This window comes from Mesorhizobium sp. M0514, assembly GCF_040321145.1.
Classification (GTDB): domain Bacteria; phylum Pseudomonadota; class Alphaproteobacteria; order Rhizobiales; family Rhizobiaceae; genus Mesorhizobium.
The window spans coordinates 38,655-64,791 of the sequence record NZ_JAMYQZ010000013.1 but is presented as its reverse complement, the minus strand read 5'-3'; the positions used below and the strand labels follow the sequence as shown (position 1 = coordinate 64,791).

Here is a 26,137-nt window from a genome sequence, read left to right as displayed (position 1 = left end):
CTGCGATGCTCGCATCCGAGCAGAAAGATCGGCCTAGATCGAGCCCGCCGCGACGCCGAAAAGCACGCCCAGGATCGAACATGCCGCTAGCACCGGGATCACGCCGACCTTGAAGCGGAATACCGCCAGCATCGCACCGAGGGTCAGCACGAGAGACGGAATGTTGATGGAACCGAGGACTGGCACGTCGAGCCTCATGCCCAGCAAGCCGATCTCATGCAAATCGCGAAACAGGACATGAAGCGCGAACCACACCGCGAGGTTCAGGATCACTCCAACCACCGCTGCCGTGATGGTCGACAGTGCGGCTGACAGGGCCTTGTTGCTGCGCGTCGTCTCTATGTACGGCGCGCCGAGAAATATCCACAGGAAGCACGGGACGAAGGTCACCCACGTCGTCAGAAGGCCGCCGAGCGTTCCAGCGACCAACGCGTTAAGAACCCCCGGCTCCCGGAATGCTCCCATGAAACCAACGAATTGAGTGACCATGATCAGCGGACCCGGCGTTGTTTCGGCCATGCCGAGGCCATCCAGCATTTCTCCAGGCTTCAGCCAGCCATAGTGCTCGACTCCTTGCTGGGCGACATAGGCAAGCACCGCATAGGCCCCGCCGAACGTCACCACCGCCATCTTGGAAAAGAAGATGGCGATGTCGGTGAAGACATTGCCTTGCCCAAGAAACAGCAACAAGAAAAGGACCGGAACGAACCATAGCAGCAGAAACACCGCCGCAATCTTCAGCGACCACTCGATGGATGGCCGGGCATGCGCCGGCATCCCTTCGCCAAGCGCCGAGTCGACATCATCGACCTGCTTGCCACCAAGCTTGCCATGTCCATTGCCTGGCTGGAATGCGGCCCAACCCATCTTGCCCCCGACGTAGCCGATCACGGCCGCAACCAGGATGACCAGCGGGAACGATGCATGGAAGAAGAACAGGGCGATGAAGGCTGCCGCAGCGAGGCCGACCATCACATTGTTCCTGAGCGCCCTCCTGCCGATCCGCAGGACCGCTTCGAGCACGATGGCCAGAACCGCCGCCTTCAGGCCGAAGAAGAGCGCCTGGATAGCGCCAACGTTGCCGAAGATGGCGTAGATCCAGCTCAGGACCATGATGGCGACCGCGCCTGGCAGCACGAACAGGATTCCCGCGACGAGGCCGCCTTTGGTCTTGTGCATGAGCCAGCCAATATAGATGGCCAATTGCTGCGCCTCCGGACCGGGCAGCAGCGTGCAGTAGTTGAGCGCAAGCAGGAATCTCGTCTCGCCGATCCAGCGCTTTTCCTCAACGACGATCCGATGCATCATGGCGATCTGGCCGGCCGGGCCGCCGAAGCTGAGCATTGCAACGCGGGCCCACACTCGCATGGCGTCCGCAAACGAAATGTCATGGTCGTGGGTTTCGGCCAGAGATGGCGGCGTCGTGACGGACTGCTCCAGATTGGCCATAGTTTGAGTCCCTGCGGTCATCCGCGTTTCTTGCGGAAATACTGATAGAGGTTGTCGAAGACAGGAGCACCCTGCGCGATCCGCTGTTCGTCGCTCTCGTTCGCCATGGCGATGCCTGCAATCAGACTGGCAATCCCAGTCGCCTCCTCGCGACCGAACTTGTTGTCCTTGAGGTCGATGTCATGGACGATCTCGGCGATGGCCTGGAGTGCCGGATCATTGATGCCGGCGCGGGTAAGCAGAACTTCGAAGCTGCAGCGATCGCCCTCATGGGTGATTTCGCCCTCGAACATGTCGAAGCGCAATTCCCCCTCGTTCGGCACGTATCCCTTGCCCGCCACGAAGCGGATCGTTGCATCGGCATCGATGAAGCGACGGATCAGCCAACTGCAGGCGATCCGGTCGACATGCACGTCCCAGCGCGTGACCCAGGTCCGGCCCTTGAGCTCACCCGGCTCGGCCGCGTTCTTTTGTTCCTTGGTCATGGCCTTGTCCTCTATAAGCTGTGCCTCGAGCTCGGCGATCAGTCCCTCGACAGCAAGGCGACCGCTTGCGCCGAAGAAATCGATCGTAACGACTTCGGCAAGCCGCTTGCGCAAGCGGCCGAGTTGCGAACGCGCTTCCGCATGTCTCCCCGATGTCGGGTTCATCTTAATCGAATCGGCCAGTTCGCGCGCTTCCTTGATGATCTCCGCGTAATCGACGTCTCGGGCGGCGTCGAACAGCGCCCTCACCTGGGCATCCGACAGGCCGTCGACGAGACGTGCCTCGCACAACATCGCCTCACCACCGCCCGCGACGATTTCCTGGAGGAGCCATTCGAAATCCTCCTGCATCTCGGCATTGGCCGGCAAGGCGTAGACGGTGCTTTTGACTGCAACCGCGCCGATGCCTTGCAACCGTCGCCAGATCTTCACCCGAAAATAAGCGGGCTTGCTTGGCAGTTGATGAATCAAAAGCAGCCAGCGCTGCTCCTGTGCTTGCCCCTCAATCATAGGCGAACCGTATCATGATGGATCTGAATTGCAACACTTGTATCATCTTCCATTTGAGCATAACGTTCGTCTCCTCACGGACGGGCCGTGCCGCAAAGGGGAACCGATGCCACACCAGATCATGCCGCTGCCGTTCAAGCCGCCTCTCCTCGTCGGCCTGTCCGAGCGGCTGTTGGCAAGCCACTACGAAAACAATTACGGCGGTGCCGTTCGCCGCCTCAATGCGATCGAACACCGGCTCGACGGACTCGACTGGGGCGAAGCGCCGGCCTTCGACATCAACGGCCTGAAGCGCGAGGAGCTGGTTGCAGCCAATTCGGCGGTTCTCCACGAAATCTATTTCGATGGGCTCGGTGGCTCCGGAGATGCCGGCGGCGACTTCGCGGCAGCACTCGAGCGCGACTTTGGCAGCGTGACCGCCTGGCGCGCCAAGTTCATGGCCTGCGCAAAGGCGCAAGCGGGCGGCTCGGGATGGACCCTGCTGACATGGTCGGAGCGCCGCGACCGGTTGACGATACAATGGGCCGCGGATCACACCAACTGTCTTGCCGGCAGCATTCCGATCCTCGCGCTCGACATGTACGAACACGCCTACCACATGGATTTCGGCGCCAAGTCTGGCGCTTATGTCGACGCGTTCATGAAGAACATCCATTGGGAACGAGTCTCTGCCCGCCACCGCCGGGCTCTCTCGCAGCGTGATCCTTCAACAGGATCTGCATCTGACGACACGGTTCCAGCGATCGCGCCAGAGGAACTGCGGGCGCGTCTCGATAAAGGGGACGATCTCGTCGTGCTCGACGTCTGCCTTGCCGAGGATCTGGCTAAACGCAGCGATATGCTGCCAGGAGCCAAGCTGCGAGCTCCCGAGACGATCGCCGATTGGGCGGGTGAACTGCCTAGAGACAGGTCGGTCATCGTCTACTGTGTCTACGGTTTCCAGGTCAGCGGCGACGCCGTCGTTGAACTGCGCCGCCGCGGCGTCGACGCAAGTGCGCTTTCAGGCGGCATCGCTGCCTGGCATGCGATTGGCGCACCAACCGTCCCTCTGGTGATGAGCGAAGAAGGGATTGCGTCATGAAATGGGTTACGCGCGAACGTCCGGTCATCGATCGCATTGCCTGCCCCTGGCTGATTGCGCGCTTTATCGACAAGGAACCTGAGTTTCTCTTTGTGTCGCCTGATCAAGTGATCCCAGTTGCCCAGGAGACGGGCGCGACGCCATACGACGTAGCCGGCGTTGAGTTCACCCATGTCGGCGACGGTTGCAGTTTCGATACCTTCGTCGCGAAATACGGACTCGAGCGCGACCCGGCGATCGTGACCATTGCCGCGATTGTGCGCGGCGCCGATACCGACCAGCACGATCTCACACCACAATCGGCGGGCTTGCTCGCGATCTCCATGGGGCTGCGGGACCTGACGTCTGATGACCACGAGGTTCTGAAACACGGGTTCATAATCTATGACGCGCTCTACGCCTGGGCCTCGCGCCGCAAGGCTGAGACGCATAGCTGGCCGCCAGTCTCGAAGCCGGCCGTGGCATGATGTCTGACCGGATGCACCACTTGCCATTTCATCCGGCTGAGCGGGTTCGGTTTGCCGCGGGGGCGCCGCACATATGCCTCTCAGGCGATGAAAACTGCCAAACGGCAACACCAGCTAGATGAGGCCGGCGATCCTTCGATGGTCCACCAGGCGCTCCCGAAACCGGATCGACAACAGCACCACGCAAGACAGCGTCAGCGCCACGCCAAACATAACAGTCATTGCAAACAGGATGCCGGCCGGGCGAAACGCCTCTGATACCGCGAAGGTCATCACAAAAGTGCGCGCCGGCATCCTGGGTGCCCATGGCTTAGGATTGCGCCCCCAAACGGCTTCCACAAAAATGCCTGAGTGTGGCCGGCCAGCCGAAAAGCAGCTGGGACCGAGCGCTCGATCCTGCAATCGTCCTCGCGCCTACGACGCGGTGGTATCAATGATTGGCCCCCGGCGATGTAGCCGAACAAGGTGTCCTTATCGGCCGCCCAGCAAAACCTAATTCTGTTCCGATTCGCCGTAGAGACTTGGGCCTGGTGATTATCCGGTCCTGCTGTTTTGCCGGTCGCGGTAATTATCGAATGACCAGAGAAAATATTGGTCAACCGCTATGGCGACGAACAGGAAAATAGCCAGCGCGGCAATGCCTGAGAGCCAGTATCCGGCACCCAATCTGTAGGCAGATAGGCCGGTCGCCGCTGCAGCCAGCCCCGCGAAATAGGCATCATACTGGTAGAGCAATTTCAGCGTAAAATTTCTCATCGATCGTTTCTACACCAATCCCTTGTTCCCAGGAAGGTTCAGGCGTGACGACATCGCATCGCGCCGATGGCCCAGATCGCTAGACCTTCCGGCTCGACACCGACTTGGTTCTGGTCGCGTGCTTAGCAATGAAAGTCTCGATCGGACCGGTGAGAATAGCTGCCTCGCTCTTGATCTTATCTTCTTCCCATAGCCACCACTTTATTTCCAGCAACTGTGCAATGACATCAGTAGGGAACCGACTGCGGATGACTCGTGCACGATTGCCGGCGACTATTGAATACGGCTCGACAGACCTGGTGACCACGGAGCCGGCACCCACAACGGCGCCGTCGCCAACGGTCAGGCCTGGCAATATGATGGCGCCGTGGCCCATCCAAACATCGTTGCCAATCGTAATGCCTCAGGCTTCCCGGCGTTGGGTATTGGCTCAGGCTGCTTCAGGAGGCGGCTATAAATCGGGAATGAAGTCGCACTCTTTGTCTGGTGTTGACCGGTACACATGAAGAGGACTTGGCCAGCAACTGAGCAGAAGCTCCCGATGTTGAGGGGAGATTCACTAGTTGGAAAAAGCACCTTCCGCCAAGTGACGCCATAGGTGTGACGGCCGACAGAAACATGCTCGGGCAATTTCGCACGCGCGTCCCGAATCCACTTCGAAATAGCCGACATTCTTCGATCCGCCTCTGCCGAACGGCATAGCCGGAAAACAAGCATCAACACAAGCCAAGAGGAATTGTAATGGCTGTTTGCCGAGAATGAATCGCTTGCGAAGCTGCTCGCGCGAAGGCGGCTATTCAGACAACACGAAAACTGGCGGCCCAACGATGAAGGGCGTCACGAGAGGCGCGACGCGTCGCGCGGACGCGCGGCCTGCTGCAAGACGCGCTCATAGCCTTGATCCCGGAGCAGGGATATGTGGCCATCACGGTCGAGGACATTTGCCAGAGGGCAAATATTGGCAGGTCGACCTTCTATACCCACTATGCCGACAAGGATGCTCTGCGCAGCGCGAGCATCGAGACGCATCTGCGGTCGATAGGCCGCAGGCGCGAGGCGGCAAGTCAAGAAACAGGTAGCCGCCTGTTCGAGTTTAGCTTGCCCATGTTGGAGCACGCCCATGCATTCCGACGGCTTCACCACGCATTGCTTGCAAGCACCGGCGATACGATCCACGACGAATTGCGCGAGCGTATCCGGCGAGCCGTCCGGGAAGAACTCGTCGACAAACGGATCGGCGATCGCGGCATGCCTGCCGAATTCGCCATTCAATTCATCGCCGGAGCATTTCTCGCGGTCCTCGCCTGGTGGTCGCCACCGACATGAACCTTTCACCGACACAGGCAGATGATCTGTTCCAGAGGATGGCGGGAAAAGGCATCGGCGTGTGACTAGTCGTCGGCTATCGAGCTTGCAATGATCGAATCCGGTCGCCCCATGTCGACCGGCGATGTCAAATGGACAAGCTGTTTTCGGTTGCCCGCAATCAATATGTAGAGTTTGGAGACCTGATCTCCATTCCGGTCCTCGCCGATTTTTTCGGCGTCCGTCCGGGCGAAGAAACGCTCTTCGAATGCCGTGCGGTCGACGCCGAACAGCCTTATAGAGCAGGTCTGCACGGCCTTGCCTTCCAAGGTGGCTTTGGTCACCGCGATCATGGTTCCGGCTGGTAGATCGCCGCCCGTCACGGCCCAGCCTTGGAAGGCATCGACGTCATCAACCGGCGCAAGCCCAGCTTCACCGGACAACGGTGTCCAGCCGCGTTTTCTGGCGGTGGCCGCGGTTCGTTCGAAGTCGGCTCCATGCGCAAGACAGGTCTCGTGAAAAGCTTCGAGCGCCAGATCAACATTGTCGGCATACAACAGGGATGATGCCAAGCACCCGCTCGCAAGCATCAGGAAAAAATAAGCTTTCAGCATTGAACCGCACCTCGGGGCTGGAAAACGAGGTAATCTAATCATCAAGCAGGAAATGGTGCCTTCGCGACCGCAGTCAAGAAGCCCAGTCCTTGCGCGGCATCGAACGGTCGAAGACCGCCTCTGCAGTTGAACGCCTGTTTTTCAGATGACCGGCCGGCGGCCGCTATCGGCCAGGTGACAAGCGGCAACGCCGCCATGCGGCACGGATCGCAACAACGGTTCCTCGACCCGGCAGACATCGATCGCCACCGGACAGCGAGTGTTGAACCGGCACCCCGGAGGTGGCGCGCTCGGACTTGGCGGATCGCTGGCTAGAATGATCCGGCGGCGCCCGGCTTCGATCCGAGGATCCGGCGAAGGAACCGCCGAAAGCAGTGCCTGGCTGTAGGGATGGGCCGGCTCGCGAAACAGCGGCCGCGTCACGCCGGCTTCCGCGATGCGGCCAAGATACATCACCGTCACGTTTGAGCAGACCTCGCGCACGATCGCCAGGTCATGCGCAACGATGACGATGGTAAGGCCAAGCTGTTTCTGCAATGATGTGAACAGGTTGACGATCTGCGCCCGGATCGAAACGTCAAGCGCGCTGAGCGGTTCGTCGCAAACCAGGATCGATGGCTTCAGCGCAAGCGCGCGAGCGATCGAAACGCGCTGGCGCTGGCCGCCGGAAAGCGAACGCGGCAGGCGGTCGAGCACGGTCGCTGGCAGCGCCACCAGATCCAGCAGCTCGCCGATACGGCGCCGGCGCTCGGCCGGAGATCCGAGGCGATGGATCTGCAGCGGCTCTTCCAGCGTCTGGTAGACGGTCTGGCGACGGCTCATCGAGCCCAGCGGATCCTGGAAGACGAACTGGACCTCGCGGCTGAACGATTTGCGGTCCGACTTCAGCCACTGGGCGCGATCCCGCCCCGAGATCAGCACCGTACCCTCAGTCTCCTTCTGCAGGCCGACGACGCTGCGAGCCAGCGTGGTCTTGCCACAACCGGATTCGCCAACGATGCCATGGAAGGCACCACGCGGAATGGTCAGGTCGATGCCGTCGACCGCCCGCACGGCGCCTGTGCCGGAGCGGTTGGCGAAATGGACCTTCAGGCCCTTGACCTCAATCGCCGCAATGTCAGCCATGGACCGCTATCCCTTCCCGCCTCAGCACCACCGGGCATCCCACCTTGTGCGGCGTCCCGCCCGTCGAGATCGTCTGGAGCGGCGGCCGATGCACGCGGCATTCGGGCTCAACCAATTCGCAGCGGGCGGCGAAACGGCAGCCCGGCTCCAGCCTGATCTGGTTCGGCGGCAAACCTGGTATTTCCTTGGTCGCGGCGCGTTCGTCGGCGCGGAAATCCGGTACAGAGGCAAGCAGCCCGCGTGTATAGGGATGCGTCGGCCGCGTCAGCACATCCATCGCGGTCCCCTCCTCCGCCACCTGCCCGGCATAGAGCACCATGACCCGGTCCGCGACCGAGGCGACGACGCCGATGTCGTGCGTGATCAGCACGACCGCGATGCCTTCCTCGCGCTGGATCTGGCGGATGAGCTCCAGGATCTGCGCCTGCACCGTGGCGTCCAGCGCAGTGGTCGGCTCGTCGGCGATCAGCACGCGCGGCCGGCTTGCCAGGGCCAGTGCGATCATGGCGCGCTGCAGCATGCCGCCAGACATTTCATGCGGATAGCGATCGTAGCGGTCTTCCGGGTCAGGGATGCCGGTGCGGGCGAGCAGCGAGACCGCTTCCTTGCGGGCATCCGCATGCGAGAGATTGGCAAAGCGGCGCGCCTGGCGCGCCAGTTGCGGTCCGATCTTCAGCATCGGGTTCAGCGCGCTCATCGGGTCCTGGAAAATGACGCCGAAATAGCGGCCGCGAAGGTCAGACAAGCGCCTGGACTCCATTCCGACCAGTTCGCTCGCTTCGGCTCGGGCTGATCCCTTGATGTCGACGGTGACGCCCTCGGGCAGCAGGCCGAGCGGCCCAAGCGTCATGACGGTCTTGCCCGAACCGCTCTCGCCGACGACGGCGACTGTCTCGCCGGGACGGACGTTGAACGACACCCCATCGACCGCGCGCACGGAAACGGTCGTGGCGTAGAGATCAATGACCATGTTTTCTATGGAGTAGATCGGCTCGTCGCTCATGGCGCGGCTGTTCCCGTTTCGACGGCGTTCCGCTCCGCTTCCTCAACGGCGCGCGCCTTGCGACGCTTGCGCAGCAAACCGCCGCGCACCGGCCTCGGCACCTTTTGCAACGCGAAGGTCTCGCCCAGCAGATTGAAGCTGACCACCACCAAAGTGAGCGCAAGGCCCGGAAGGACGACCAGCCTCGGGTATTCCTCAATGTAGCTCATGCCGTCGACCAGCATCTGGCCCCATTCCGGCGCCGGCGGCGCGACGCCCAGGCCGAGGAAGCTCAGCGTCGCGATGGCCAGGACAAGGGCGCCAGCATCGGCGCTGGCATAGACCACGACGAGGGCCAGGACATGCGGCAGGATATGGCGCACAAAGATCCACAGATGGCTGGCGCCCATCACCCTTGCCGCTTCGATATAGGGCTGTTGCAATTCGGCGGTGACCACTGCGCGGCTCATGCGGGCATAGTTCGCCCACCACGCCAGCGTCAGCGCCGTGATCATCGACCAGTAGCCGGTGCCGAGAATGCCGATCAGCGCCAGCGCGATCACCAGGCTTGGCAGCGCCAGCGCGATGTCGATGAGGCTGATCAACACCAGCTCGACGCGCCCGCCGACATAACCGGCGAACGAACCGATGCTGACGCCGATGGCAAGTGCGGCCACCAGCACGATCACCATCGCCACCAGCGATATGCGGGCGCCGCCGATGATGCGGCTCAGAATATCGCGGCCGAGATAGTCGGTGCCCAGCCAGTGAGCCCAGCTCGGTCCCGCAAGCGTGACGTCGTAGTCTTGCGCGCCGGGATCGTAAGGCATGATCGAGGGACCGAGCACACCGACCGCGACAAAGAAGACGACTGGCAGCAGCACCAGCCAGGGCCAGTCCTTCATGCTCCTGAACAAGGACGTGTTCATCGGATCAAGCTCCTCTCGCCCTACGCATGCGCGGGTCGACAAACATGCAGATCACGTCAACCATCAGGTTGACGACAACGAAGAACACCACGAACAGCAACAGAACCGACTGCATGCCGACGAAGTCGCGGAAACGGATTGCATCGATAAAGAAGGCGCCGACGCCGCGCAGCGCAAACACCGTTTCAACCACGATCGAACCGATGATCATCAGCGTGAACTGGGCGCCGAAGGTGGTCAGGAACGGGATGGCGATGTTGGGCAGAGCCTCGCGCATCAGCACCTGTGTCCTCGTGTAGCCCTTCGCGAAGCCCGTCGTGGCGAAGGGTCGCGACATGGCCTCCTGGAGGTTGACGCGGACGACGCGGCTCAGCACCGATGCCGGAAACAGGGCGATTGTCACCCACGGCAAGAGCCACGAGGTGAAGCCGCTGACGCCGAAGGTGGGCAGCCAGCCCAGCATCACCGAAAAGACGATGACCAGCAGCGCCGCCACGAAGAAGTTCGGCGTCGAGGCGCCGACCAGCGAGAAGGCGTGGAGGAACCGGTCCAACGCGCCACCATTGCTGACCGCACCGGCAACGCCGAGCGCCAGCGACAGGAAAAAGGCGAGAATGCCGCCGCCCGCAAGCAGCGCCGCCGTCATCGGGATTCTGGCGGCGAATTCCTGCGCGATCGGCTTGCCGGTGCGCAGCGAGACGCCGAGATCGCCGGTGATAGCGCTGAAAAGCCATCGGCCGTAGCGGACCGGCAGCGGATCATAGAGCCCGAGGTCCTCGCCGATCTTCTTGATCATTTCGGCATCCGCGCCCGGGCCTGCCGCACGCTCGGCCATGAGCGCGGCGACGTTGCCCGGCGCCGCGGCAACCAGGGTAAAGGTCAATGCCGATGCCGCCACGACAAGCAGACAGGCAAGCAACATCCTTCGCAGAATCGTGCGTCTCATCGGAACTCCCCCAGGAGGTTCGAGGCGTTCAGGCCTTCAGCGTGATCGCCTTGAACGGCAGGTCGTAGTCCGTCGCGGGAAGCGCGAAGTTCTCGACGCGAGGATTGTGCGCCCACAGCCGCTGGCTGACAACGAGCGGGCAGATCGCCCGGTTGTCGTGCAGCCAGTCGTAGAGCGCCTGCATCTTGGCTTCGCGTTCGTCGCCGCTCGCTTCGAGCGCGGCCTTGACCACGCCATCAAGCTCCGGGGAAACATAGATCTTGCCGTCCGGCCCGCTGTCGGCGGTGGATACGAACGCGTTGCCGAGCGTGCCGTGCGGATCATAGGGCGCGCCATAGGTGGTGAAGAAGGCAAGATCATATTCGAACGCCGGGCGACGGTCGTGCATGGTGGCGTTGTCGACTGACGAGACCTGAACCTGGAAGCCGACCTCGGACAGCTGACCCTGGATCATCTCGGCGATGCGGCGCGAACCCGGCAGCGATTCCTCCGATACGAGGAAATCGATCGCCAGCGGCGCGCCCTCCTTGCTCCAGGCGCCTCCGCTTTCGCTCCAACCGCCATCGGCAAGGATTTTCCTGGCCGCGGCGACGTCGCGTACCGGCACGTCATGCCGCTTGCCCGACGAAGGCACGTTGGCCGGGAAGAGATCCGCCGCCGGATCTGCGTAGCCTTCGAACAACACCTTGGCGATCGCGGCGCGGTCGACCGAGACATAGATGGCCTCGCGCACGGCCTTGTCGGCCATCATCTTGGCCTTCGGCGAATAACCGAGCAGCATGGTTGCGGTGCCGGCCTCGGCCACCACTTTCATACCGTCCTTTTCAAGCGCGCGGGCGCGGCGTGGCGACAGCGTCGCCACCCAGTCGCCGCCGATCACGTCGAGGTCGCCGGAACGCAGGGCGTTGGCGCGGGCGAGTTCGTCGGGAACCACCTTCAGCTCCATGCGAGCAAACAGTGGCTTCTCGCCCCAGTATTTGTCGTTGCGCACCAGCACGGTGCCGGAGGAATCGTAGCTTTCGACGATCCACGGTCCGGTGCCGACCGGAGCGGTCTGCTTGCCGCCGGCGTCGACAGCCTTCGGCGACAGGAAGCGCACCGGACGCACGATGGTGAGCTCCAGCAAGGCGGCGGGCACCGGACGCTTCAGCTTGATCGTCAACTTGCTGGGTCCATCGGTGACGATGCTGTCGAATCCGTCGGACACACCGATCCATGAGAAATCCGCGACGCCCAGCCAGCGTTTGAGATTCCATTCGGCGGCGGTCGAATCGAAGGGCGTGCCGTCACTGAAGGCAACACCTTCGCGCAGGTCGAAGGCGATCGAAAGCTGGTCGTCGGCGACAGCCCACTTGGTGGCGAGCCCGGGCTCGAGCGCGCCGTCCTGGCCATAGTGTATGAGGGCGTCGAACACGACCGTGTAGGAACTCAGCGTGGAGACGTTTTGCAGCAGGTCGAGATCGCCGGTTTCGGCGGCAATGGCGACCTTCAACGTTTCATGCCCCTCCGAGTACGCGGCGCGCGGAAACGCGGCAATGAAGGCCAGGCCGGCTGTGGAGGCCAGGAAATTGCGGCGGTCGAGAGTCATCATGTTAGTTCCCCTTTTTGTTTGATTGGCAACGATCATGTGCACGCTTGCTAATTTGTATAGACATAAGACATAAAGTCGGAAAACCGTTTGAGAGTTTTACCCAGCGACCCACTTGGTCGCGGTTGCGGCCTACAGCCAGTTCAGCACCGCCGCCGAGAGCGCGAGATAGCGGCCGGCTTTCGCCATCGTGACGATCGCAACGAAGCTCCAGAGCGGCTCGCGCAGAACACCGGCCATCATCGTCAGCGGATCGCCGATGACGGGAACCCAGCTCAGCAACAGGCTCCATCGTCCGTAACGGCGGTAGCGCGCCGCGGCGCGATCGAGCGCAGTGGGCTTGACCGGAAACCATTTGCGGTCGCGAAAGCGGTCGATGCAGCAGCCGAGCAGCCAGTTGACAACCGAACCAAGCACGTTGCCGATCGTCGCGACCAGGATCAGCGCCGCCGGTGACTGGCTTCCGGTCAGCAGCAGGCCGGCCAGCACCGCCTCTGACTGCAGCGGCAGAATTGTCGCTGCGGCGAACGCGGTGAGGAACAGCGCGCCGAAGGCACCAACATCTCCCAGCATTGGGGCCGCTCAGCTCGCTTTCGGCCATTTTGGGTGCCTATCGTTAACGACATAACCATGCGCATGCTCGAAGCCTGCTTCGGTCCAGACGGCGTCCTCGAGGTGCGAATGCCCGTCAGACAGATCGTCATGGGCGTGGCTGAGAACGTCGGGATCGTGACGCGGCCACAACCACATCGCGGCAAAGAGTGCCGCGGCGCCAATGACGCCAAGCAGGATAAAGGTGAAGGGCAGGCCCATCGCCGCGCCGACGAGTCCGGCGATCGGATAGGTGATGAGCCAGCAGGCGTGCGAAAGCGCGAATTGCGCGGCAAACAATGCCGGCCGGTCGACGGGATCGGCCGAGCGCTTGATCAGCCGCCCAGACGGGGTCTGCGCCAGCGAATAGCCGAGCCCGAGCACGAACCAGAGCGGCAAGAGCAGCTGATAGCTGATGGCGAACGGCCCTGCGAACACGCCGGCAACCAGCAGGCCGGCGCCTGACAACATCGCAACCCGATCCGGGATGCTGTCCAGCAGCCGCGGCAGGACCAGCGCCGCGATCATCGAGCCGCCACCGAAGGCGGCAAGGGCAAATGCCGTGTCGCTCTGGGAAAGGCCGAATTTTGCCTGAACCAGCACGACCGTGTTGACGATCACCATGGCACTGGCGGCGGCGACAGCGAGGTTGAGCGCCAGCAGGCCGCGCAATCTCGGCGTCGCCAGATAGTTACGGATGCCGCGTGTGGTGCGCTCGTAAATGCCGCGCGGCTCAGAGGGTTTCGGGCTCGGCAGAACCACCGACACCACCAGCGCGGCCGACGCCAGGAAGCCGATGACCGTGCCTGCGAACAGGCTATGGAAGCTGATGACCGAAAGCAGTGCCGCCGCCAGTATCGGACTGACCACGCTCTCCAGATCGTAGGCAAGCCGCGACAGCGACAAGGCCCGTGTGTAGTCCTTCTCTTCGGGCAGCACGTCAGGGATCGAAGCCTGGAAGGTCGGGGTGAAGCCGGCTGACGCCGACTGCAGGATGAAGATGAGAAGATATATCTGCCAGACTTCGGTGACGAAGGGCAGGAATACGGCAACCCCTGCCCTGATGAGGTCGAGCGAAACCAGCATGGTACGGCGTGGTAGGCGCTCGGCGAACGCGGCGGAAACGGGCGCCACGCCGACATAGGCGATCATCTTGATGGCAAGCGCCGTGCCGAGCACCGCGCCGGCATCGGCGCCGGCGAGGTCATAGGCCAGCAGCCCGAGCGCCACGGTGGCAAGGCCAGTGCCAATCAGGGCGATGACCTGGGCCAGGAAAAGATGGCGATAAGTGCGATTGGCAAGGACTTGCAGCATATGTCTGTCTTCTTGGAGGAGCGATGGGTCGTTGATCCGTGGCGATTGAATGGCGGGCCTGATCTCAGTGATGGTGGCCTTCCGGCTCGACCATTTTGAACGGCAGCACCTGCTCGCGACCCTTCGCGGCCAAGACCAGCCTCGCCTGGAACTCATGCGGCTCAGCAGGAGCCACGGTGCTCTCAAGGCGATGATGGTTGTCGGCGACGGGTTCGAGGCGAATCGTCTCCGGCCCGCCAGGCCTATCGATGATCACCGTTGCCATCAGATCGTCGGCATGCCGGTCGATGGTCAGCCGCATCCGCTCGCCAGCCGGCGTGTCGACGATTTCCAATGTCCCGGCAGCCAGATCGCAGTCGACCTTGAAGGGCTCCGGCGGATGATGACCATGTGAGTGAGAGGGTTCCGTGCCCGTCGCGGCAGACCCGGCCGAACTCTCCAGACGAACATTCGCTTCAGCCAACGCCGGCAAGTGGGCGAACAGTTCCTCCTTGAGGGCTTCGGTGACGCCCATCACGTCCTTGGCCGTCGCCGCGTCGGCGACACTGATGGCGACGTCGGCATGCAGGCGATGGCCGATCCAGCGCGCCTGCACGCTTTGGACACGTTCGATACCGGACACATGCTCGGCGGCATGATGGATTTCATCGACGATGCCGGGCTCGACACCGTCGAGCATGCGCGTGAGGACTGCCTTCGAAGACTGCCAGACGATCGCGAAGATGGCCACCGTGATCAAGAGCCCGATGATCGGATCGGCCAGCGGAAACCCCAGCCATACGCCGATAGCACCCAGCACAACCGCCAGACTGGTAAAGCCGTCGGTGCGCGCATGGTAGCCGTCGGCGATCAGCGCCGCGCTGTTGATCTCGCGGCCGACCCGGATACGGAACACTGCAACGGCCTCGTTGCCTAAGAAACCTATAATGCCGGCTATGGCGACCCAGCCAAGAAATGCGATCGGCTGCGGATTGATCAACCGGTCGATCGCCTCGTAGCCGGCAACGATGGCGCTGAACAAGATGATGAGGACAATCAGAATGCCGGCCAGATCTTCGACGCGGCCCAGCCCGTAGGTGAACGTCTTGCTCGGTTTGCGACGGGCCAGCATGAAGGCGACCCACAATGGGATGGCGGTGACCGCGTCGCCGACATTGTGGATCGTGTCGGCCAGCAGCGCCACGCTGCCGGAGAGGAACACAACCACCAACTGCAGCGCCGCCGTGATGGCCAGAACGACGAATGACCATTTGATCGCCCAGATGCCGCGCGTCGTCGTGGCGATCGTCGGGTCGATGACGCCATGCGTGTGGCCATGGCCGCCCTCGCCGTGATCATGTCCGTGGCCGCCCATGCCTTGCGTCATCGGGCCGAACCCGAACCAATCGCGAACTTTGTCCATCATGGCGCTTCTCACAGGTACTTGGTGATATCCTTGAACTCGTCGATCGAGCGGCGCTGCTCGAGCGCCAGCGGTCCGACGACGTCCTCAAGGCAGTGGTTGAGGTGGTCCTGGATCAGCGTCTTCTTGGCCTGGGCGATGGCCTTCTCCACGGCATGAAGTTGCTGGGCGATGTCGAGGCACGGTCGCCCGGCCTCGATCATCTCGACGATCCCGCGCAGATGGCCGTCGGCGCGCTTCAGCCGCTTGATGATGGCAGGATGAGTTTCGTGGACGTGGGGACGCTCATTCATGCCCTTGATGCTATCCCCCCAGAGAGGATATTCCAAGCCTCAAAGTGGCCTCGATTCTGGTGCATGCCACCATTCGTTAGGATTTTAGAGAATAATCGTTAAGCATGCCGAATTGGATCCCTAGCACAGCCTTTCGTCTCATCGTCGCGTTCGCGATGACTCTCGGCGTGCTGCTCTCCCCAGTGGGTAGTTCGGCCTCGCATAGCCCGATTGCGCTCGCTGCCGCCGAGGCAGCGCGTCACGCAGAGCTGACAGCACAGATCGGAAAACACGGCCACAGCCATGACGATGGCGAAGCCGATGAGCAGAGCTTTGGTCATACCCACGGCCACAATCCGGCCGACCACACCCATGAAACGGCGAGCACGCTTCCGGGCTTCGCGCAGCCAGCACCGCCGATAGGCCGGAGCTGGCTGGTTTACCCGCCTTCGTTTGCCGACCTCGAAATCCGTTTCCGGCTTGAGCGCCCTCCCAGGCAGATCGTCATCGCATGATCGCGGCCGCACGCGCGGCCATCCTCAACGACGACGATTGGAATTCTCATGCAAGGATCCTTCTACAAGGGTCCGCCACGCACGCCTTGCGCGCGCTGGCGGTTGGCCCTTCCTGTGCTCATTGCTCTCCTGACCCTTCCATTGCTTGGGGGGACTGCCCTCGCCCATGCCGTTGCCGAAGGCGACAAGGGCTATATCCAGGAGATTACGGGCATCAATCTGCTGCCCTTCATCTATCTCGGCGCCAAGCACATGGTGACGGGATACGACCACGTCCTGTTCCTGTTCGGCGTGATCTTCTTCCTCTACCGGATGAAGCACATTGGCATCTATGTGAGCCTGTTCGCGCTCGGCCATTCCACGACCATGCTGCTTGGCGTCTATTTCAACGTTGGCATCAACAGCTACATCATCGACGCGATCATCGGCCTGTCGGTCGTCTACAAGGCGCTCGACAATATGGGTGCCTTCCAGAGGTGGCTCGGCTTCCAGCCGAACACCAAGATCGCGACGCTGATCTTCGGCTTTTTCCACGGCTTCGGCCTGTCGACGAAGATCATCGAATACAACATCTCGCCCGACGGGCTCGTGCCCAACCTACTTGCCTTCAACGTCGGCGTTGAGGTCGGTCAGCTTCTGGCACTCGCTGCTATCCTTATCGTCATGGGCTACTGGCGCCGGACCGACAGTTTCTGGCGCCACGCCTACACCGCCAACACCATCATGATGACCGCCGGGTTTGTGCTGATCGGCTATCAGCTCACCGGCTGGGTCGTCTCCTGAACCTCCAAGTAAAGATCAAAAAAGGAATTCTCCCATGTACAACACAGACATCCCGACCCGCGCTGAACTGCCGACATCCATGCAGCTCCTCCGATCTACCCTCATCGCCATTGTCGCGGCAGCGGCCATCCTTGTGACCATCGTGCTGCCGGCCGAATACGCCATCGATCCCACCGGCGTTGGGCGAGCGCTCGAGCTCACCGAGATGGGCGAGATCAAGACACAACTCGCCGAAGAGGCCGAGCAAGACCGCCTTCGCGAATTGCAAAACGGCACGCCGACCGCAGTGCCAGGCCAAGATCAGCAGTCGAGTCTTCTGGAGCGCGTCTTCGCTGAACTGGTGATTGGTTCCGCCTCTGCCCAGGAACTGCGGACGGACGAAATGTCGGTCACCCTCAAGCCCGGCGAAGGAGCTGAGATCAAGCTCGTCATGGCCAAGGGCGCAAAGGCAAACTACTCTTGGACAGCCAATGGCGCGGCGGTGAACTTCGACACCCATGGTGACGGCGGCGGCGAAAACATCTCATACGAGAAGGGACGCGGTGCTGCAGAGGACGAGGGCGTACTTGAGGCAGCCTTTGACGGCAATCACGGTTGGTTCTGGCGCAACCGCACCGGTGCCGACGTCACCGTGACGCTGAAGACGAATGGCGCGTACACCGACATCAAACGCATGATGTGATCGATACGGCACGTCTTATCCGGCGCCGTTTGGCGCCGGGGGAGATCAAGCAGGTGAAATAGCCAACTCGGACCAACACAGTTTGATAATATCCAACCTGTGTTGGTCCCCTTCGGATGTCGTTGGTTAGAATCAGCTCGCAATGATGTAACAGGAGCGTCGCGCTAGCTTCCCCAAAGCGTAATCACGCCGCATTGGCCGCGAGCGCGCTCAAAACCCCTTGCGGCAAAGGGCTTCAAGATCCGTCTTTGTCATTTTCTCGATGCCGAGCCCAGGAAGAATATCATTATCTCCCTTGAGATCCCGGCCATAAGCCGCCGACAATATGGAAATTCCGGATTCATGGAGAACCGCCGGATTTCCGCTGATCTTCCCCAGGACTGCGGTTGGTAACAGGCCGAACGGAACGTCCTCGAGAATATAGCGGCTCTCGATGGTCGTCGGGCCAAAGCCGCCACGACCTTGGCGATCCATCTCCAGGTTCATTTCCGAAACGGTGCTCATGGGGACGTGGAACGACAATGAAAAATGTTCCTGGACGGTACGAACCGCGATACCGAAATTGCCAGCTATGGCCAATCGTTCGGCATCCAGAGCCTCGATGAAGCGACCAACGGCAGGAGTGACATTTCCCCCCTGGCTCCATCGCTCGGCCTTCTCCATTCGTGTGAGATTGAGAAGGGCAATTCCCAGATGGTTCTGCGGATTGAGGTTGCTGAGCGCAATTGCCAGCAGACCATCGCGCTTGACGAAACGATCGCCGAACAAGGCCGTGCAAAGCTTGTACCCTTGATCGAGCGCATCGAAAGGCAGCGTCGCAACATCAAGCTTCTGGCGAATGGAAGTGACCTGGACTTCTGTTGGTCCGAGCTGGCGGCCGGTCAAGAGCGTTGTGCCCCAAACGACGATCGGCAACCTGACCTTGCGCTCGGCTAACCGCTTGGAGAGATACAGCGCGCCGAACGAACTGTGCGAACTGACGATGACAGGAATACCATCTGCCAGGTGAGGGACGGCGGCATCCATCACCATCTTGTGGCCGTAAGCGGGAAGCGCGATCACCACCACATCCGCGTGATCGATGGCATCTTTACAATCATTGGCAATACGCACCGGCACCGTCGCCTCGATATCCCCCGTCGCCTTCAATAATTCGCCAGTCGCCAACGTTCTGGTGCGGTCTCCCGACGGTGACCAAAGTGTTGGCGTATGTCCCGATTGTGCCAAATAGGCCGCAAGGCCATAGGCAATTGCTCCAGCGCCCAGAATACTCACGCGCATAACATTCCTCCTGTCGCCGGCTTTATGGTTCGAGAATCCTTGCCGTCCCCGCCTACAAGTTTTTTCATCGGGAGGATCCGAATTGAAGTCACGTCGGTTGCCATCAGCCGTTTCGATCAGGACTCCGGCTCTGAGCCGGCAAACGCCGCAACGACTATTAGTTTCCGCTTGACATATATCAAAAATGAATGAGACGATGTCAATCATACGAATTACGCATGTAGGGAGAACATGGAAACCCGGGACCTTCAGACCTTCCTTGCGGTTGCTGCCAGCGGCAGCATTACCAAGGCGGCTGACATGCTCGGGCGTTCCCAACCTTCGGTGACACGCACCATTCAGGAGCTCGAGGCCGAACTTGGCTTCGAATTGCTGCATCGGATCGGTCGACGGGTGCAGCTGTCTGAAGAGGGTGTCGCATTCGAGGAGGAAGCGCGGCGATTGTTGATGTCTTTCACCGAACTTGCAGCGCGGGCCAAGATGATCGCCGCCGGCCGTGGGCGGATCCTGCAGATTGTCACAACTTCCGCGATCGGCACCGGCTTGATCCCGGCGGCCCTGGCCGAGCTCAAGGGTGTCGAGCTTCCGCACGAGACGCATCTCGGGCAGTTTCTTCCCTCGATCGTCGCCCAGGAAGTGCGCAGCGGACGTGCCGAGATCGGGTTTTCAAGCCTGCCGCTCGATACGCCCGGTCTGGATGTCCTACGGCTCTATTCGGCGCCTGATGTTGCTGCCGTGCGGGAGGACGATGCGCTGGCTGAACTTGATGTCATACCGCTTTCGGCTTTTGCGGGTCGTCGCGTGGCTACGTTGCTCAATCCGCTGCGGTTTCAGTTGCATGTCGCCAAGGCACTCGCTGCCCGGGGCATCGACACCGGCCCGGTGATCCGGACCAATACTGCCTACGGCGCGTTGCAGATCGTGCGCCATACTGGTGTCGCGGCCGTCATCGATCCCCTCACGGCCTATGGCGTCGCCCTGCCTGGGGTCGTCATTCGCCCGATCGATGTAACCGTTCTCTTTTATTGGGGCGTTGTGGCTGCCTCAAAACGTCCCCTTCGCCCAGTCGCGCAGGCGCTGATGGATGCGGTCGAAGCGGTGGCTGAACGGTCGATCGTCGGTTTCAAGGAGCTCGATCCAGCTTTGGCCAGCCAATTGGTGAACGATCCCGCGTCGGGCACAAATAACGGAACTGGAATATGAAGCATACTCCCACCCCGGCAGCATCGACGGGCCTTGCCGCGTTGGAAGCCCAGCTCGCGCAGGATCTCGACTTTGTCGAGCTGCCCGCCAAGCCCTGGGTCCCCACACGCATGCATGAGGGCGCCCCCGTCCGTGATGTCGTGGTCATTGGCGCTGGCATGTGCGGACTTGCTGCCACGGCAAAGCTGGTGCTGGCAGGGATCACCAATGTCGTCGCCTATGATGCGGCGCCGGCTGGGCTCGAAGGACCGTGGATAACGTTTGCCCGCATGCAAACACTCCGGTCGCCGAAGACCCTGCACGGTCCGTCGCTCGGCTTGCCGCAATTGACGTTCCGCGCCTGGTTCACGGCGCAATGGGGCGTCGACGCCTGGCGGTCGCTGGACAAAATCCCCAAGGGCCAGTGGATGGATTACCTGGTCTGGTACCGCAAGGTTCTTGCTCTGCCTGTGCGCAACGGCGTGCGCATGACCGGCGTCGCACCGGTTGGTGATCTGATTGCGATCGATATCGAAGGCGCGGAATCCGGCCGGGTTCTCACCCGTCATCTCGTTCTGGCCACCGGCCGCTCTGGTCTGGGCGGTTTTGCCGTGCCCGATTTCCTCAGGGGCATCGATCGCGCTTATTGGGCCCATTCTGCGGACGAGATCGATTTCGACGCGCTGCAAGGTAAGCGTGTGGCGGTCATCGGCGCCGGTGCCTCGTCCATGGACAATGCCGCAACCGCACTCGAGGCGGGCGCCGGATCTGTGGACATGTTGATCCGGCGCAAGGAAATGCCGCGCATCAACAAGCTGACCGGAATCGGCAGTCCGGGTGTTGTACTCGGCATGCATCAATTGCCCGATGCCTGGAAGTGGAAGTTCTTCGACTACACCGCCTCAACCCAGACGCCGCCGCCTCGTTCATCGACGCTTCGCGTTTCTCGCCACCCCAATGCCCGGTTCTTTCTCGACTGCGGCATCGTCGCGGTCACGGAAGATGCGGGAGGCCTGCTTATCGAAACCACCCAGGGGCTGATGCGCTACGACTTCCTGATCGCGGCAACCGGCTTTTCAAACGACTTCAACGGCCGCCCGGAATTTGCAGCCATCGCGCCACATATCCGCACCTGGTCGGATGGCCGATATACACCGGACATGGGGCCGGCGCGTGCAGGCATGTCCGACGCACCGGACCTAGGTCCCGCCTTCGAGTTTCGTGAGCGCGTCCCCGGCTCCTGCCCGATGCTGTCGCATATCCACTGCTTCAACGACGCCGCCATGCTGACGCACGGCAAGGTCTCCGGTGATATCCCAGCCGTCAGCGCGGGTGCCGACCGTTTGGTCCGCGGCATTGCCGCATCGCTGTTTGCCGAAGATGTCGAAACCCACTTCGCCAACCTGATCGCTTACGACACGCCCGAACTTCTGGGCGACGAATGGGTCGATTCAACACCCTTGTTGGAGAAGGAGGCCGCGCTGTGATCGACGCAATGGACAAGGCCGCCGGTCTATCACCGCACGATGCGCTTTTCAGCGCGCGTCGGTTTCGGCCTGAATTCGTGCTGGGGGCGGAGGAATGTCGCCTCTCCGTCCTGCAGCCAGCAAACGACCAAGGGCTTGCGCCTAATTTGCGGGTTGCTCTGGCCCGTCGCATGGCCGCTCTGAATGCCGATCCGGTCCTGATGGCCGAATTTGATGTGCAGCTGGCTCAGCTCGATCCGACTGAGCAGCTTCTGGCCTTAGCCCAGGGGGAAACGGATTTGGAAGAGCCATTGGCGACCATCGCACGTCATGTGGACCTGATTACGCTGACACCGAAAAAGGCGGAAGCGGGCCACATCGCCCTGCTCGCCCAAGCTGGATTGAACAATCCTCAGATCGTCGCCCTTTCCGAGCTCATCGCCTTCGTCAATTTCCAGACGCGGGTGGCAACCGGCCTGCGATTGTTGAGGACGGCATGATTTCCGCAGTGCGCCTGAAGCCATTGAATTGGCATCCGTACATAGCGCCGGTCGAGCTATCCGAGGCCACGCCGGAACAGCTTGAAGCGATGAAGGTCACGCCATCAGCCAAGAAAGTTTCGGAATATGTGCGCACCCTTGCGCATGACCCTGAGAGCTACCTTGCCCGCACCATCTTGTTCAACGCCATCATGTATGTCGAAGGCGGGCTTGCCCGCCCTGACCGCGAGCTTGGTGCATTAGGTGCGTCCATCGTCAATGGCTGCAAATTCTGCGCCGTTGTTCACGCCCGCAGGCATGCAGAGCTGACCAAGAACGACGAAGTGGTCACCGCGCTCTATCTCGATAAACCTGAAGCGCTCGGCCCACGCGATGCGGCAATCTACAGTTTTGCCCGCCGCCTGTCGGCGGCCCCGTCGGAAGCGACGACAGACGATATCGCCGCGCTTCGATCAGTCGGCATGGACGACCGCGAGATTATCGACCTGATCCACGCCATATCGATCTTCGGCTGGGCAAACCGGCTGATGCACGTTCTCGGCCATGCGGAGAGCGGGTGATGATGTCGCATGCGGTCGAAGCAGTCCGTCTCACACTTTCCGAAGGGACAACCAGCAATGCTTGAACTCAAAGATGTAAAGCTGTCTTACGGAAGCACGCAGGTTCTGAACGGCGTCAATCTCTCGGTAAAGCGGGGTGACGTGGTTTCGATCATCGGCCCCAGCGGCACCGGCAAGACCACGTTGCTGAAATGCATCAACTACCTGGCCAAGCCGTCGTCAGGAACCATCGCGTTCGATCAGATCCGGATGGATTACCAGCGTGCCGACAAGGTCGCTGTCCAGGCGATCCGGTTGCGAACGGCGATGGTCTTTCAACAATTCAACGTCTTCAAGAACATGACGGTCCTGCAGAACGTGATGGATCCACTGGTCGTCGTGCAGCGCAAGTCCGCGGACGAGGCGCGGGAGATCGCCTTGCGGGAGCTCGAGCGGGTCGGCCTCACCCCGAAGCGAGACAGCTATCCCTCCCAACTGTCGGGCGGCCAGCTCCAGCGCACCGGCATTGCGCGCGCCCTGGCGGTTCGTCCCGACGTGATACTCTTCGATGAGCCTACGTCATCGCTGGATCCAGAACTCGTCGGTGAAGTCCTGAAGGTGATCAAGGACGTCACCTCGTCAGGGATCACTTCGCTGCTTGTGACCCACGAGATGCAATTCGCAAGGAACATCTCCAACCGGATCGTCTTCATGGACCGTGGCGTGGTCGCCGCCGATGGCAGCCCGGCTGATATCTTCGACGCGCCTTCCAGCCCACGACTTGCTCAATTCCTGCAGTCAGAACTCGCTTTTCAATAATCCAACAACAAGGGAACCTAAGAAATGTCTGTAATCACATCCCGCTTTTCCCGTCGTCATGCCCTGGCTGTCGTCGGCGGCATCGCAATAGCCCTTGCAACCGCAGGAGTCAGTTATGGTCAGACCGTTCGGACAATCAAGATCGCGACGTCTGCCGAATCCAAGCCGCTGGCATGGGGCGCGATCGGCGTCGAGCCGCAAGGCTATGAGCCCGATCTCCTGAGGGCGATCAACGCAAAGCTGCCGCAATACAAGTTCGAGATGGAAGGTGTCTCTGACATCGCGCAGGAAACTGGCCTCGCCACGGGCAAGTACGACATCGCGGTGGGTGGCTACTACAAGTCGCCCGAGCGCTCCAAGCAGTTCTTCATTCCGGAAAATCCCATGGGCGCCAGCCTGATGAAGATCTACAGCAAGAAAGACAGCGGCATCAAGGAAATGAAAGACCTGGTCGGCAAGAGGATCGTTCCGACCACGGCCGGCGGTGGAACCTACAAGTTCATCATGAACTGGCAGAAAGAAAACCCGCAATACAAGCTCGATGTCACGGCATCGAGTGCAGGCATTCCCTACCCGAACCGGCTGGACGAAGTTCAGAACGGCAAGTTCGACGCTCTCGTCTTGCCGTCCAATCTCGGTGAGCAGACCGTCATCGAGCAAAAGAAACTCGATATCGTGGCGTCCGAACCAGTGTTCAGCAACAACACCTACATGCTGATCCACAGATCAGACGAGAACAAGGTTCTGGCTGACGATGTGAACAAGGTTCTCAAGGAATTGAAAGACGACGGCACGATCGAGAAGCTCTCGCAGAAGTGGTTCGGCGAGGGCATCGTCCAGTACATGAAATAGCACGGCCGTTGAGGGCCATATTCGCTAGTCAGCGGCAAGGCTGAATTGCAAGAAGGAGCGTTTCAAAGTGGATGTATCTGCTATGATTCCCGAGTTGCTCTCGGCACTGCCGCTGACGCTCGCCATCACGTTTACGGCCCTCATTTCTGGGTTCTGTCTGGCTCTTATCGCGACAACACTCCGTGTTCGCAGGGTGCCACTGATCAGTCACCTGGTGGACCTCTACGTGTCCTATGCCCGGAGCGTTCCTGTCGTCCTGCAGCTGTTCGTCGCGTTTTATGGGCTTCCGCTGTTGGTGATCCTGTTCGGCGCCAAAGATTTTATTTCGCCGACGATGGCTGCCATGGTGGGGTTGAGCCTCTACCATGGAGGATATCTGTCGGAAGTCATGCGGCCTGCATATCTTGCCGTCGATCGCGGCCAGCACGATGCGGCCGATAGCCTTGGATATACGTTCCGGCAGAAAATTACTCGCGTCGTCGGCCCGCAAGCGGTGCACTTCGCACTACCGGGCTACGGGAACTCCGTCATCTACCTGATCCATAACGTTGCGCTGGTCATGTACATCGGCGCCGCCGACGTCATGGCGACTGCGCATTTGATCATGGAGCGCGACTACAATCAGTTCCAGTTCGAAACCTACCTCGTCCTGGCGATCATCTATTCGCTGATGTGCCTGGTCGCATGGCTCATCGTGCGCTTCTTCGAGCTTCGATCACCGATGCAAGCGCCAGAGGCAACGACAACAACTCCGATCAAGAACGAGCTCCTCGCGAGCGTCTGACGTAAGGGTATTCAACCATGTTTGATACCGATATTTTGCTCCAGGACACGCAGGAAATTCTGAGTGCCGTACCCGTGACCGTTGGAATGGCACTCTTGATTTTCGTCCTGTCGACGATAGTCGGCAGCATATTCGCGCTGATCGAATACAGACGGGTGCCGGTGCTGCGAGAGCTCATCATGACTTACAAGATCGTCTTCAAGGGCGTTCCGATGGTCATCGTGATTTTCCTCGCCTATTTCGGTCTGCCGCCCGCATTCCAGTTCCTGTTCTCATTGCTGGGGATCAACTTTAACGCCCACGAAACCCCCAATTGGGTCATCCTTGTAGTTGCGATTACCGGCTGTGTCGCCGCGTTCCAATCCGAGATTATCAAGGGAGCCCTGAATGCATTCGACACCGGTCAGTCGGACGCAGCCCATTCGCTGGGCTATACAGGCGGCCAACTGTTCCGACGTATCCTATTTCCCCAGGTGGCCCTCACGGCAATTCCCGACCTGACGACTTCGATGATGGTCATCATGAAGGCGCTTTCTCTCGGATTCGCCATCGAGGTCGTCGATATCTTCGCCCAGTCCCAGCTGACCGCCGCCCTGAACTACTACTACCTCGAAGCCTTCGTGATTGCCGTCGTGATCTACATGGTGATTGCCTATATCGTCACACAGATTGCCGACAGGCTGGAGCAGGCGCTGAGGGTGCGGACGTGAGGCGGATGTGGGATAGAATCGTCAAGCTTCGGATATCGAGCCGCACCTGGGAGGCAATTCTTTCGGGGATGAAAAGCTTGAGGAGAAACCCAAGTAGCCGATGCATGTACCGCTGAATGCCGACTGAAGCACCGATCGCGCCGACGCAACGTTGCGACTGTGCCGACCAGAGGAATCCGGTCTCCGGCTACTGGCATGGAGATCCCCA

General features: G+C 60.8%; 30 protein-coding genes. 14 read left to right on the top strand and 16 right to left on the bottom strand.

Annotated elements, in window-relative coordinates:
* Positions 1-33: 33 nt before the first annotated feature.
* Together chrA and NKI61_RS08350 are read right to left on the bottom strand one after the other, a co-directional pair.
* The gene (chrA, locus tag NKI61_RS08355; RefSeq protein ID WP_352839156.1) at positions 34-1,449 is read right to left on the bottom strand and encodes a chromate efflux transporter; all 1,416 of its coding nucleotides are present in this window, start codon (positions 1,447-1,449) and stop codon (positions 34-36) included.
* A gap of 17 nt (positions 1,450-1,466) precedes the next feature.
* A complete protein-coding gene (locus tag NKI61_RS08350; RefSeq protein ID WP_352445396.1) occupies positions 1,467-2,366 on the bottom strand; it encodes a chromate resistance protein ChrB domain-containing protein in 900 nt (299 codons plus the stop codon).
* A 184-nt stretch (positions 2,367-2,550) separates the two neighbouring features.
* Here NKI61_RS08350 and NKI61_RS08345 point away from each other — a divergent pair, with 184 nt between their 5' ends.
* Complete coding sequence (locus tag NKI61_RS08345; RefSeq protein WP_352839155.1) at positions 2,551-3,525, top strand: Fe-Mn family superoxide dismutase; 975 nt, start codon at positions 2,551-2,553, stop codon at positions 3,523-3,525.
* Complete coding sequence (locus NKI61_RS08340) at positions 3,522-3,992, top strand: chromate resistance protein ChrB domain-containing protein (protein WP_023723872.1); 471 nt, start codon at positions 3,522-3,524, stop codon at positions 3,990-3,992. The genes NKI61_RS08345 and NKI61_RS08340 overlap by 4 nt, the downstream gene beginning before the upstream one ends.
* Before the next feature lie 114 nt (positions 3,993-4,106).
* On the opposite strand, the gene NKI61_RS08335 is transcribed toward NKI61_RS08340, so the two are convergent.
* From NKI61_RS08335 to NKI61_RS08325, 3 genes are all read right to left on the bottom strand, one after another.
* Positions 4,107-4,286, bottom strand: coding sequence for a hypothetical protein (locus tag NKI61_RS08335; RefSeq protein ID WP_352839154.1), 180 nt, complete (start codon positions 4,284-4,286; stop codon positions 4,107-4,109).
* A gap of 240 nt (positions 4,287-4,526) precedes the next feature.
* Positions 4,527-4,748, bottom strand: coding sequence for a hypothetical protein (locus NKI61_RS08330; RefSeq protein WP_023723873.1), 222 nt, complete (start codon positions 4,746-4,748; stop codon positions 4,527-4,529).
* A gap of 79 nt (positions 4,749-4,827) precedes the next feature.
* Entirely contained in the window at positions 4,828-5,124 is a 297-nt protein-coding gene (locus tag NKI61_RS08325) for an LbetaH domain-containing protein (RefSeq protein WP_352839153.1), read from the bottom strand.
* A 497-nt stretch (positions 5,125-5,621) separates the two neighbouring features.
* On the opposite strand from NKI61_RS08325, the gene NKI61_RS08320 reads away from it, so the two are divergent.
* Positions 5,622-6,074 (top strand): TetR/AcrR family transcriptional regulator, encoded by a 453-nt coding sequence (locus NKI61_RS08320; protein WP_352839170.1) that lies wholly within the window; start codon positions 5,622-5,624, stop codon positions 6,072-6,074.
* A 65-nt stretch (positions 6,075-6,139) separates the two neighbouring features.
* Here NKI61_RS08320 and NKI61_RS08315 read toward each other — a convergent pair whose 3' ends face one another.
* From NKI61_RS08315 to NKI61_RS08270, 10 genes are all read right to left on the bottom strand, one after another.
* Positions 6,140-6,667: a hypothetical protein gene (locus NKI61_RS08315; protein WP_352839152.1), complete on the bottom strand. Its 528-nt coding sequence runs from the start codon at positions 6,665-6,667 to the stop codon at positions 6,140-6,142.
* 141 nt (positions 6,668-6,808) lie between these two features.
* A complete protein-coding gene (locus NKI61_RS08310) occupies positions 6,809-7,792 on the bottom strand; it encodes an oligopeptide/dipeptide ABC transporter ATP-binding protein (protein WP_352839151.1) in 984 nt (327 codons plus the stop codon).
* Positions 7,785-8,795 carry an ABC transporter ATP-binding protein gene (locus tag NKI61_RS08305; RefSeq protein WP_023683319.1) on the bottom strand — a complete coding sequence of 337 codons (1,011 nt, stop codon included), beginning with the start codon at positions 8,793-8,795 and terminating at the stop codon, positions 7,785-7,787. The genes NKI61_RS08310 and NKI61_RS08305 overlap by 8 nt, the downstream gene beginning before the upstream one ends.
* Complete coding sequence (locus NKI61_RS08300) at positions 8,792-9,703, bottom strand: ABC transporter permease (protein ID WP_023669882.1); 912 nt, start codon at positions 9,701-9,703, stop codon at positions 8,792-8,794. Before NKI61_RS08300 ends, NKI61_RS08305 begins: the two co-directional genes overlap by 4 nt.
* A gap of 4 nt (positions 9,704-9,707) precedes the next feature.
* Positions 9,708-10,649, bottom strand: a complete 942-nt coding sequence (locus NKI61_RS08295) for an ABC transporter permease (RefSeq protein WP_023703912.1) — start codon at positions 10,647-10,649, stop codon at positions 9,708-9,710.
* Between the two features lie 28 nt (positions 10,650-10,677).
* Positions 10,678-12,240: an ABC transporter substrate-binding protein gene (locus NKI61_RS08290; RefSeq protein ID WP_023683322.1), complete on the bottom strand. Its 1,563-nt coding sequence runs from the start codon at positions 12,238-12,240 to the stop codon at positions 10,678-10,680.
* Positions 12,241-12,369: 129 nt separating this feature from the next.
* Positions 12,370-12,810 carry a YqaA family protein gene (locus tag NKI61_RS08285; protein WP_352839150.1) on the bottom strand — a complete coding sequence of 147 codons (441 nt, stop codon included), beginning with the start codon at positions 12,808-12,810 and terminating at the stop codon, positions 12,370-12,372.
* Positions 12,811-12,819: 9 nt separating this feature from the next.
* Positions 12,820-14,142, bottom strand: a complete 1,323-nt coding sequence (locus NKI61_RS08280; RefSeq protein ID WP_352839149.1) for an MFS transporter — start codon at positions 14,140-14,142, stop codon at positions 12,820-12,822.
* 64 nt (positions 14,143-14,206) lie between these two features.
* The gene (locus tag NKI61_RS08275; RefSeq protein WP_352839148.1) at positions 14,207-15,547 is read right to left on the bottom strand and encodes a cation diffusion facilitator family transporter; all 1,341 of its coding nucleotides are present in this window, start codon (positions 15,545-15,547) and stop codon (positions 14,207-14,209) included.
* An 8-nt stretch (positions 15,548-15,555) separates the two neighbouring features.
* The gene (locus NKI61_RS08270; protein WP_023669876.1) at positions 15,556-15,837 is read right to left on the bottom strand and encodes a metal-sensing transcriptional repressor; all 282 of its coding nucleotides are present in this window, start codon (positions 15,835-15,837) and stop codon (positions 15,556-15,558) included.
* 104 nt (positions 15,838-15,941) lie between these two features.
* Between NKI61_RS08270 and NKI61_RS08265 the strand changes: the two genes are divergently transcribed.
* Genes NKI61_RS08265 through NKI61_RS08255 form a run of 3 tightly spaced genes read left to right on the top strand, consistent with a single transcriptional unit; the run spans position 15,942 to position 17,796 of the window.
* Positions 15,942-16,331 carry a hypothetical protein gene (locus NKI61_RS08265; RefSeq protein ID WP_023696825.1) on the top strand — a complete coding sequence of 130 codons (390 nt, stop codon included), beginning with the start codon at positions 15,942-15,944 and terminating at the stop codon, positions 16,329-16,331.
* Between the two features lie 48 nt (positions 16,332-16,379).
* Positions 16,380-17,114: a HupE/UreJ family protein gene (locus NKI61_RS08260; RefSeq protein ID WP_031202371.1), complete on the top strand. Its 735-nt coding sequence runs from the start codon at positions 16,380-16,382 to the stop codon at positions 17,112-17,114.
* Between the two features lie 34 nt (positions 17,115-17,148).
* Positions 17,149-17,796: a hypothetical protein gene (locus tag NKI61_RS08255; protein WP_023669873.1), complete on the top strand. Its 648-nt coding sequence runs from the start codon at positions 17,149-17,151 to the stop codon at positions 17,794-17,796.
* A gap of 210 nt (positions 17,797-18,006) precedes the next feature.
* Here the strand turns inward: NKI61_RS08255 and NKI61_RS08250 are convergent, their stop codons facing one another.
* Positions 18,007-19,077 carry an NAD/NADP octopine/nopaline dehydrogenase family protein gene (locus tag NKI61_RS08250; RefSeq protein WP_031201715.1) on the bottom strand — a complete coding sequence of 357 codons (1,071 nt, stop codon included), beginning with the start codon at positions 19,075-19,077 and terminating at the stop codon, positions 18,007-18,009.
* A 231-nt stretch (positions 19,078-19,308) separates the two neighbouring features.
* Between NKI61_RS08250 and NKI61_RS08245 the strand changes: the two genes are divergently transcribed.
* The 8 genes from NKI61_RS08245 (at position 19,309) to NKI61_RS08210 (ending at position 25,929) form a co-directional block, all read left to right on the top strand.
* Positions 19,309-20,280 carry a LysR family transcriptional regulator gene (locus tag NKI61_RS08245; RefSeq protein ID WP_352839147.1) on the top strand — a complete coding sequence of 324 codons (972 nt, stop codon included), beginning with the start codon at positions 19,309-19,311 and terminating at the stop codon, positions 20,278-20,280.
* The gene (locus tag NKI61_RS08240; protein ID WP_023669871.1) at positions 20,277-21,746 is read left to right on the top strand and encodes an NAD(P)-binding domain-containing protein; all 1,470 of its coding nucleotides are present in this window, start codon (positions 20,277-20,279) and stop codon (positions 21,744-21,746) included. The genes NKI61_RS08245 and NKI61_RS08240 overlap by 4 nt, the downstream gene beginning before the upstream one ends.
* Positions 21,743-22,225 carry a CMD domain-containing protein gene (locus tag NKI61_RS08235; RefSeq protein ID WP_023669870.1) on the top strand — a complete coding sequence of 161 codons (483 nt, stop codon included), beginning with the start codon at positions 21,743-21,745 and terminating at the stop codon, positions 22,223-22,225. Before NKI61_RS08240 ends, NKI61_RS08235 begins: the two co-directional genes overlap by 4 nt.
* Entirely contained in the window at positions 22,222-22,785 is a 564-nt protein-coding gene (locus NKI61_RS08230) for a peroxidase-related enzyme (protein WP_352815052.1), read from the top strand. Before NKI61_RS08235 ends, NKI61_RS08230 begins: the two co-directional genes overlap by 4 nt.
* 57 nt (positions 22,786-22,842) lie before the next feature.
* Entirely contained in the window at positions 22,843-23,583 is a 741-nt protein-coding gene (locus tag NKI61_RS08225; protein ID WP_023669868.1) for an amino acid ABC transporter ATP-binding protein, read from the top strand.
* 24 nt (positions 23,584-23,607) lie between these two features.
* Positions 23,608-24,435, top strand: coding sequence for a transporter substrate-binding domain-containing protein (locus tag NKI61_RS08220; RefSeq protein ID WP_023669867.1), 828 nt, complete (start codon positions 23,608-23,610; stop codon positions 24,433-24,435).
* 67 nt (positions 24,436-24,502) lie between these two features.
* Positions 24,503-25,219, top strand: coding sequence for an amino acid ABC transporter permease (locus NKI61_RS08215; RefSeq protein ID WP_352768689.1), 717 nt, complete (start codon positions 24,503-24,505; stop codon positions 25,217-25,219).
* A gap of 17 nt (positions 25,220-25,236) precedes the next feature.
* Entirely contained in the window at positions 25,237-25,929 is a 693-nt protein-coding gene (locus tag NKI61_RS08210; protein ID WP_023669865.1) for an amino acid ABC transporter permease, read from the top strand.
* The last annotated feature ends 208 nt before the right edge of the window (positions 25,930-26,137 follow it).

Coding starts and splice junctions, on each gene's coding strand:
- chrA (WP_352839156.1), bottom strand. CDS start 1,449: ATGGCCAATCTGGAGCAGTCCGTCACGACGCCGCCATCTCTGGCCGAA.
- NKI61_RS08345 (WP_352839155.1), top strand. CDS start 2,551: ATGCCACACCAGATCATGCCGCTGCCGTTCAAGCCGCCTCTCCTCGTC.
- NKI61_RS08340 (WP_023723872.1), top strand. CDS start 3,522: ATGAAATGGGTTACGCGCGAACGTCCGGTCATCGATCGCATTGCCTGC.
- NKI61_RS08335 (WP_352839154.1), bottom strand. CDS start 4,286: ATGCCGGCGCGCACTTTTGTGATGACCTTCGCGGTATCAGAGGCGTTT.
- NKI61_RS08330 (WP_023723873.1), bottom strand. CDS start 4,748: ATGAGAAATTTTACGCTGAAATTGCTCTACCAGTATGATGCCTATTTC.
- NKI61_RS08325 (WP_352839153.1), bottom strand. CDS start 5,124: ATGGGCCACGGCGCCATCATATTGCCAGGCCTGACCGTTGGCGACGGC.
- NKI61_RS08315 (WP_352839152.1), bottom strand. CDS start 6,667: ATGCTGAAAGCTTATTTTTTCCTGATGCTTGCGAGCGGGTGCTTGGCA.
- NKI61_RS08310 (WP_352839151.1), bottom strand. CDS start 7,792: ATGGCTGACATTGCGGCGATTGAGGTCAAGGGCCTGAAGGTCCATTTC.
- NKI61_RS08305 (WP_023683319.1), bottom strand. CDS start 8,795: ATGAGCGACGAGCCGATCTACTCCATAGAAAACATGGTCATTGATCTC.
- NKI61_RS08300 (WP_023669882.1), bottom strand. CDS start 9,703: ATGAACACGTCCTTGTTCAGGAGCATGAAGGACTGGCCCTGGCTGGTG.
- NKI61_RS08295 (WP_023703912.1), bottom strand. CDS start 10,649: ATGAGACGCACGATTCTGCGAAGGATGTTGCTTGCCTGTCTGCTTGTC.
- NKI61_RS08290 (WP_023683322.1), bottom strand. CDS start 12,240: ATGATGACTCTCGACCGCCGCAATTTCCTGGCCTCCACAGCCGGCCTG.
- NKI61_RS08285 (WP_352839150.1), bottom strand. CDS start 12,810: ATGCTGGGAGATGTTGGTGCCTTCGGCGCGCTGTTCCTCACCGCGTTC.
- NKI61_RS08280 (WP_352839149.1), bottom strand. CDS start 14,142: ATGCTGCAAGTCCTTGCCAATCGCACTTATCGCCATCTTTTCCTGGCC.
- NKI61_RS08275 (WP_352839148.1), bottom strand. CDS start 15,547: ATGATGGACAAAGTTCGCGATTGGTTCGGGTTCGGCCCGATGACGCAA.
- NKI61_RS08270 (WP_023669876.1), bottom strand. CDS start 15,837: ATGAATGAGCGTCCCCACGTCCACGAAACTCATCCTGCCATCATCAAG.
- NKI61_RS08265 (WP_023696825.1), top strand. CDS start 15,942: ATGCCGAATTGGATCCCTAGCACAGCCTTTCGTCTCATCGTCGCGTTC.
- NKI61_RS08260 (WP_031202371.1), top strand. CDS start 16,380: ATGCAAGGATCCTTCTACAAGGGTCCGCCACGCACGCCTTGCGCGCGC.
- NKI61_RS08255 (WP_023669873.1), top strand. CDS start 17,149: ATGTACAACACAGACATCCCGACCCGCGCTGAACTGCCGACATCCATG.
- NKI61_RS08250 (WP_031201715.1), bottom strand. CDS start 19,077: ATGCGCGTGAGTATTCTGGGCGCTGGAGCAATTGCCTATGGCCTTGCG.
- NKI61_RS08245 (WP_352839147.1), top strand. CDS start 19,309: ATGGAAACCCGGGACCTTCAGACCTTCCTTGCGGTTGCTGCCAGCGGC.
- NKI61_RS08240 (WP_023669871.1), top strand. CDS start 20,277: ATGAAGCATACTCCCACCCCGGCAGCATCGACGGGCCTTGCCGCGTTG.
- NKI61_RS08230 (WP_352815052.1), top strand. CDS start 22,222: ATGATTTCCGCAGTGCGCCTGAAGCCATTGAATTGGCATCCGTACATA.
- NKI61_RS08225 (WP_023669868.1), top strand. CDS start 22,843: ATGCTTGAACTCAAAGATGTAAAGCTGTCTTACGGAAGCACGCAGGTT.
- NKI61_RS08220 (WP_023669867.1), top strand. CDS start 23,608: ATGTCTGTAATCACATCCCGCTTTTCCCGTCGTCATGCCCTGGCTGTC.
- NKI61_RS08210 (WP_023669865.1), top strand. CDS start 25,237: ATGTTTGATACCGATATTTTGCTCCAGGACACGCAGGAAATTCTGAGT.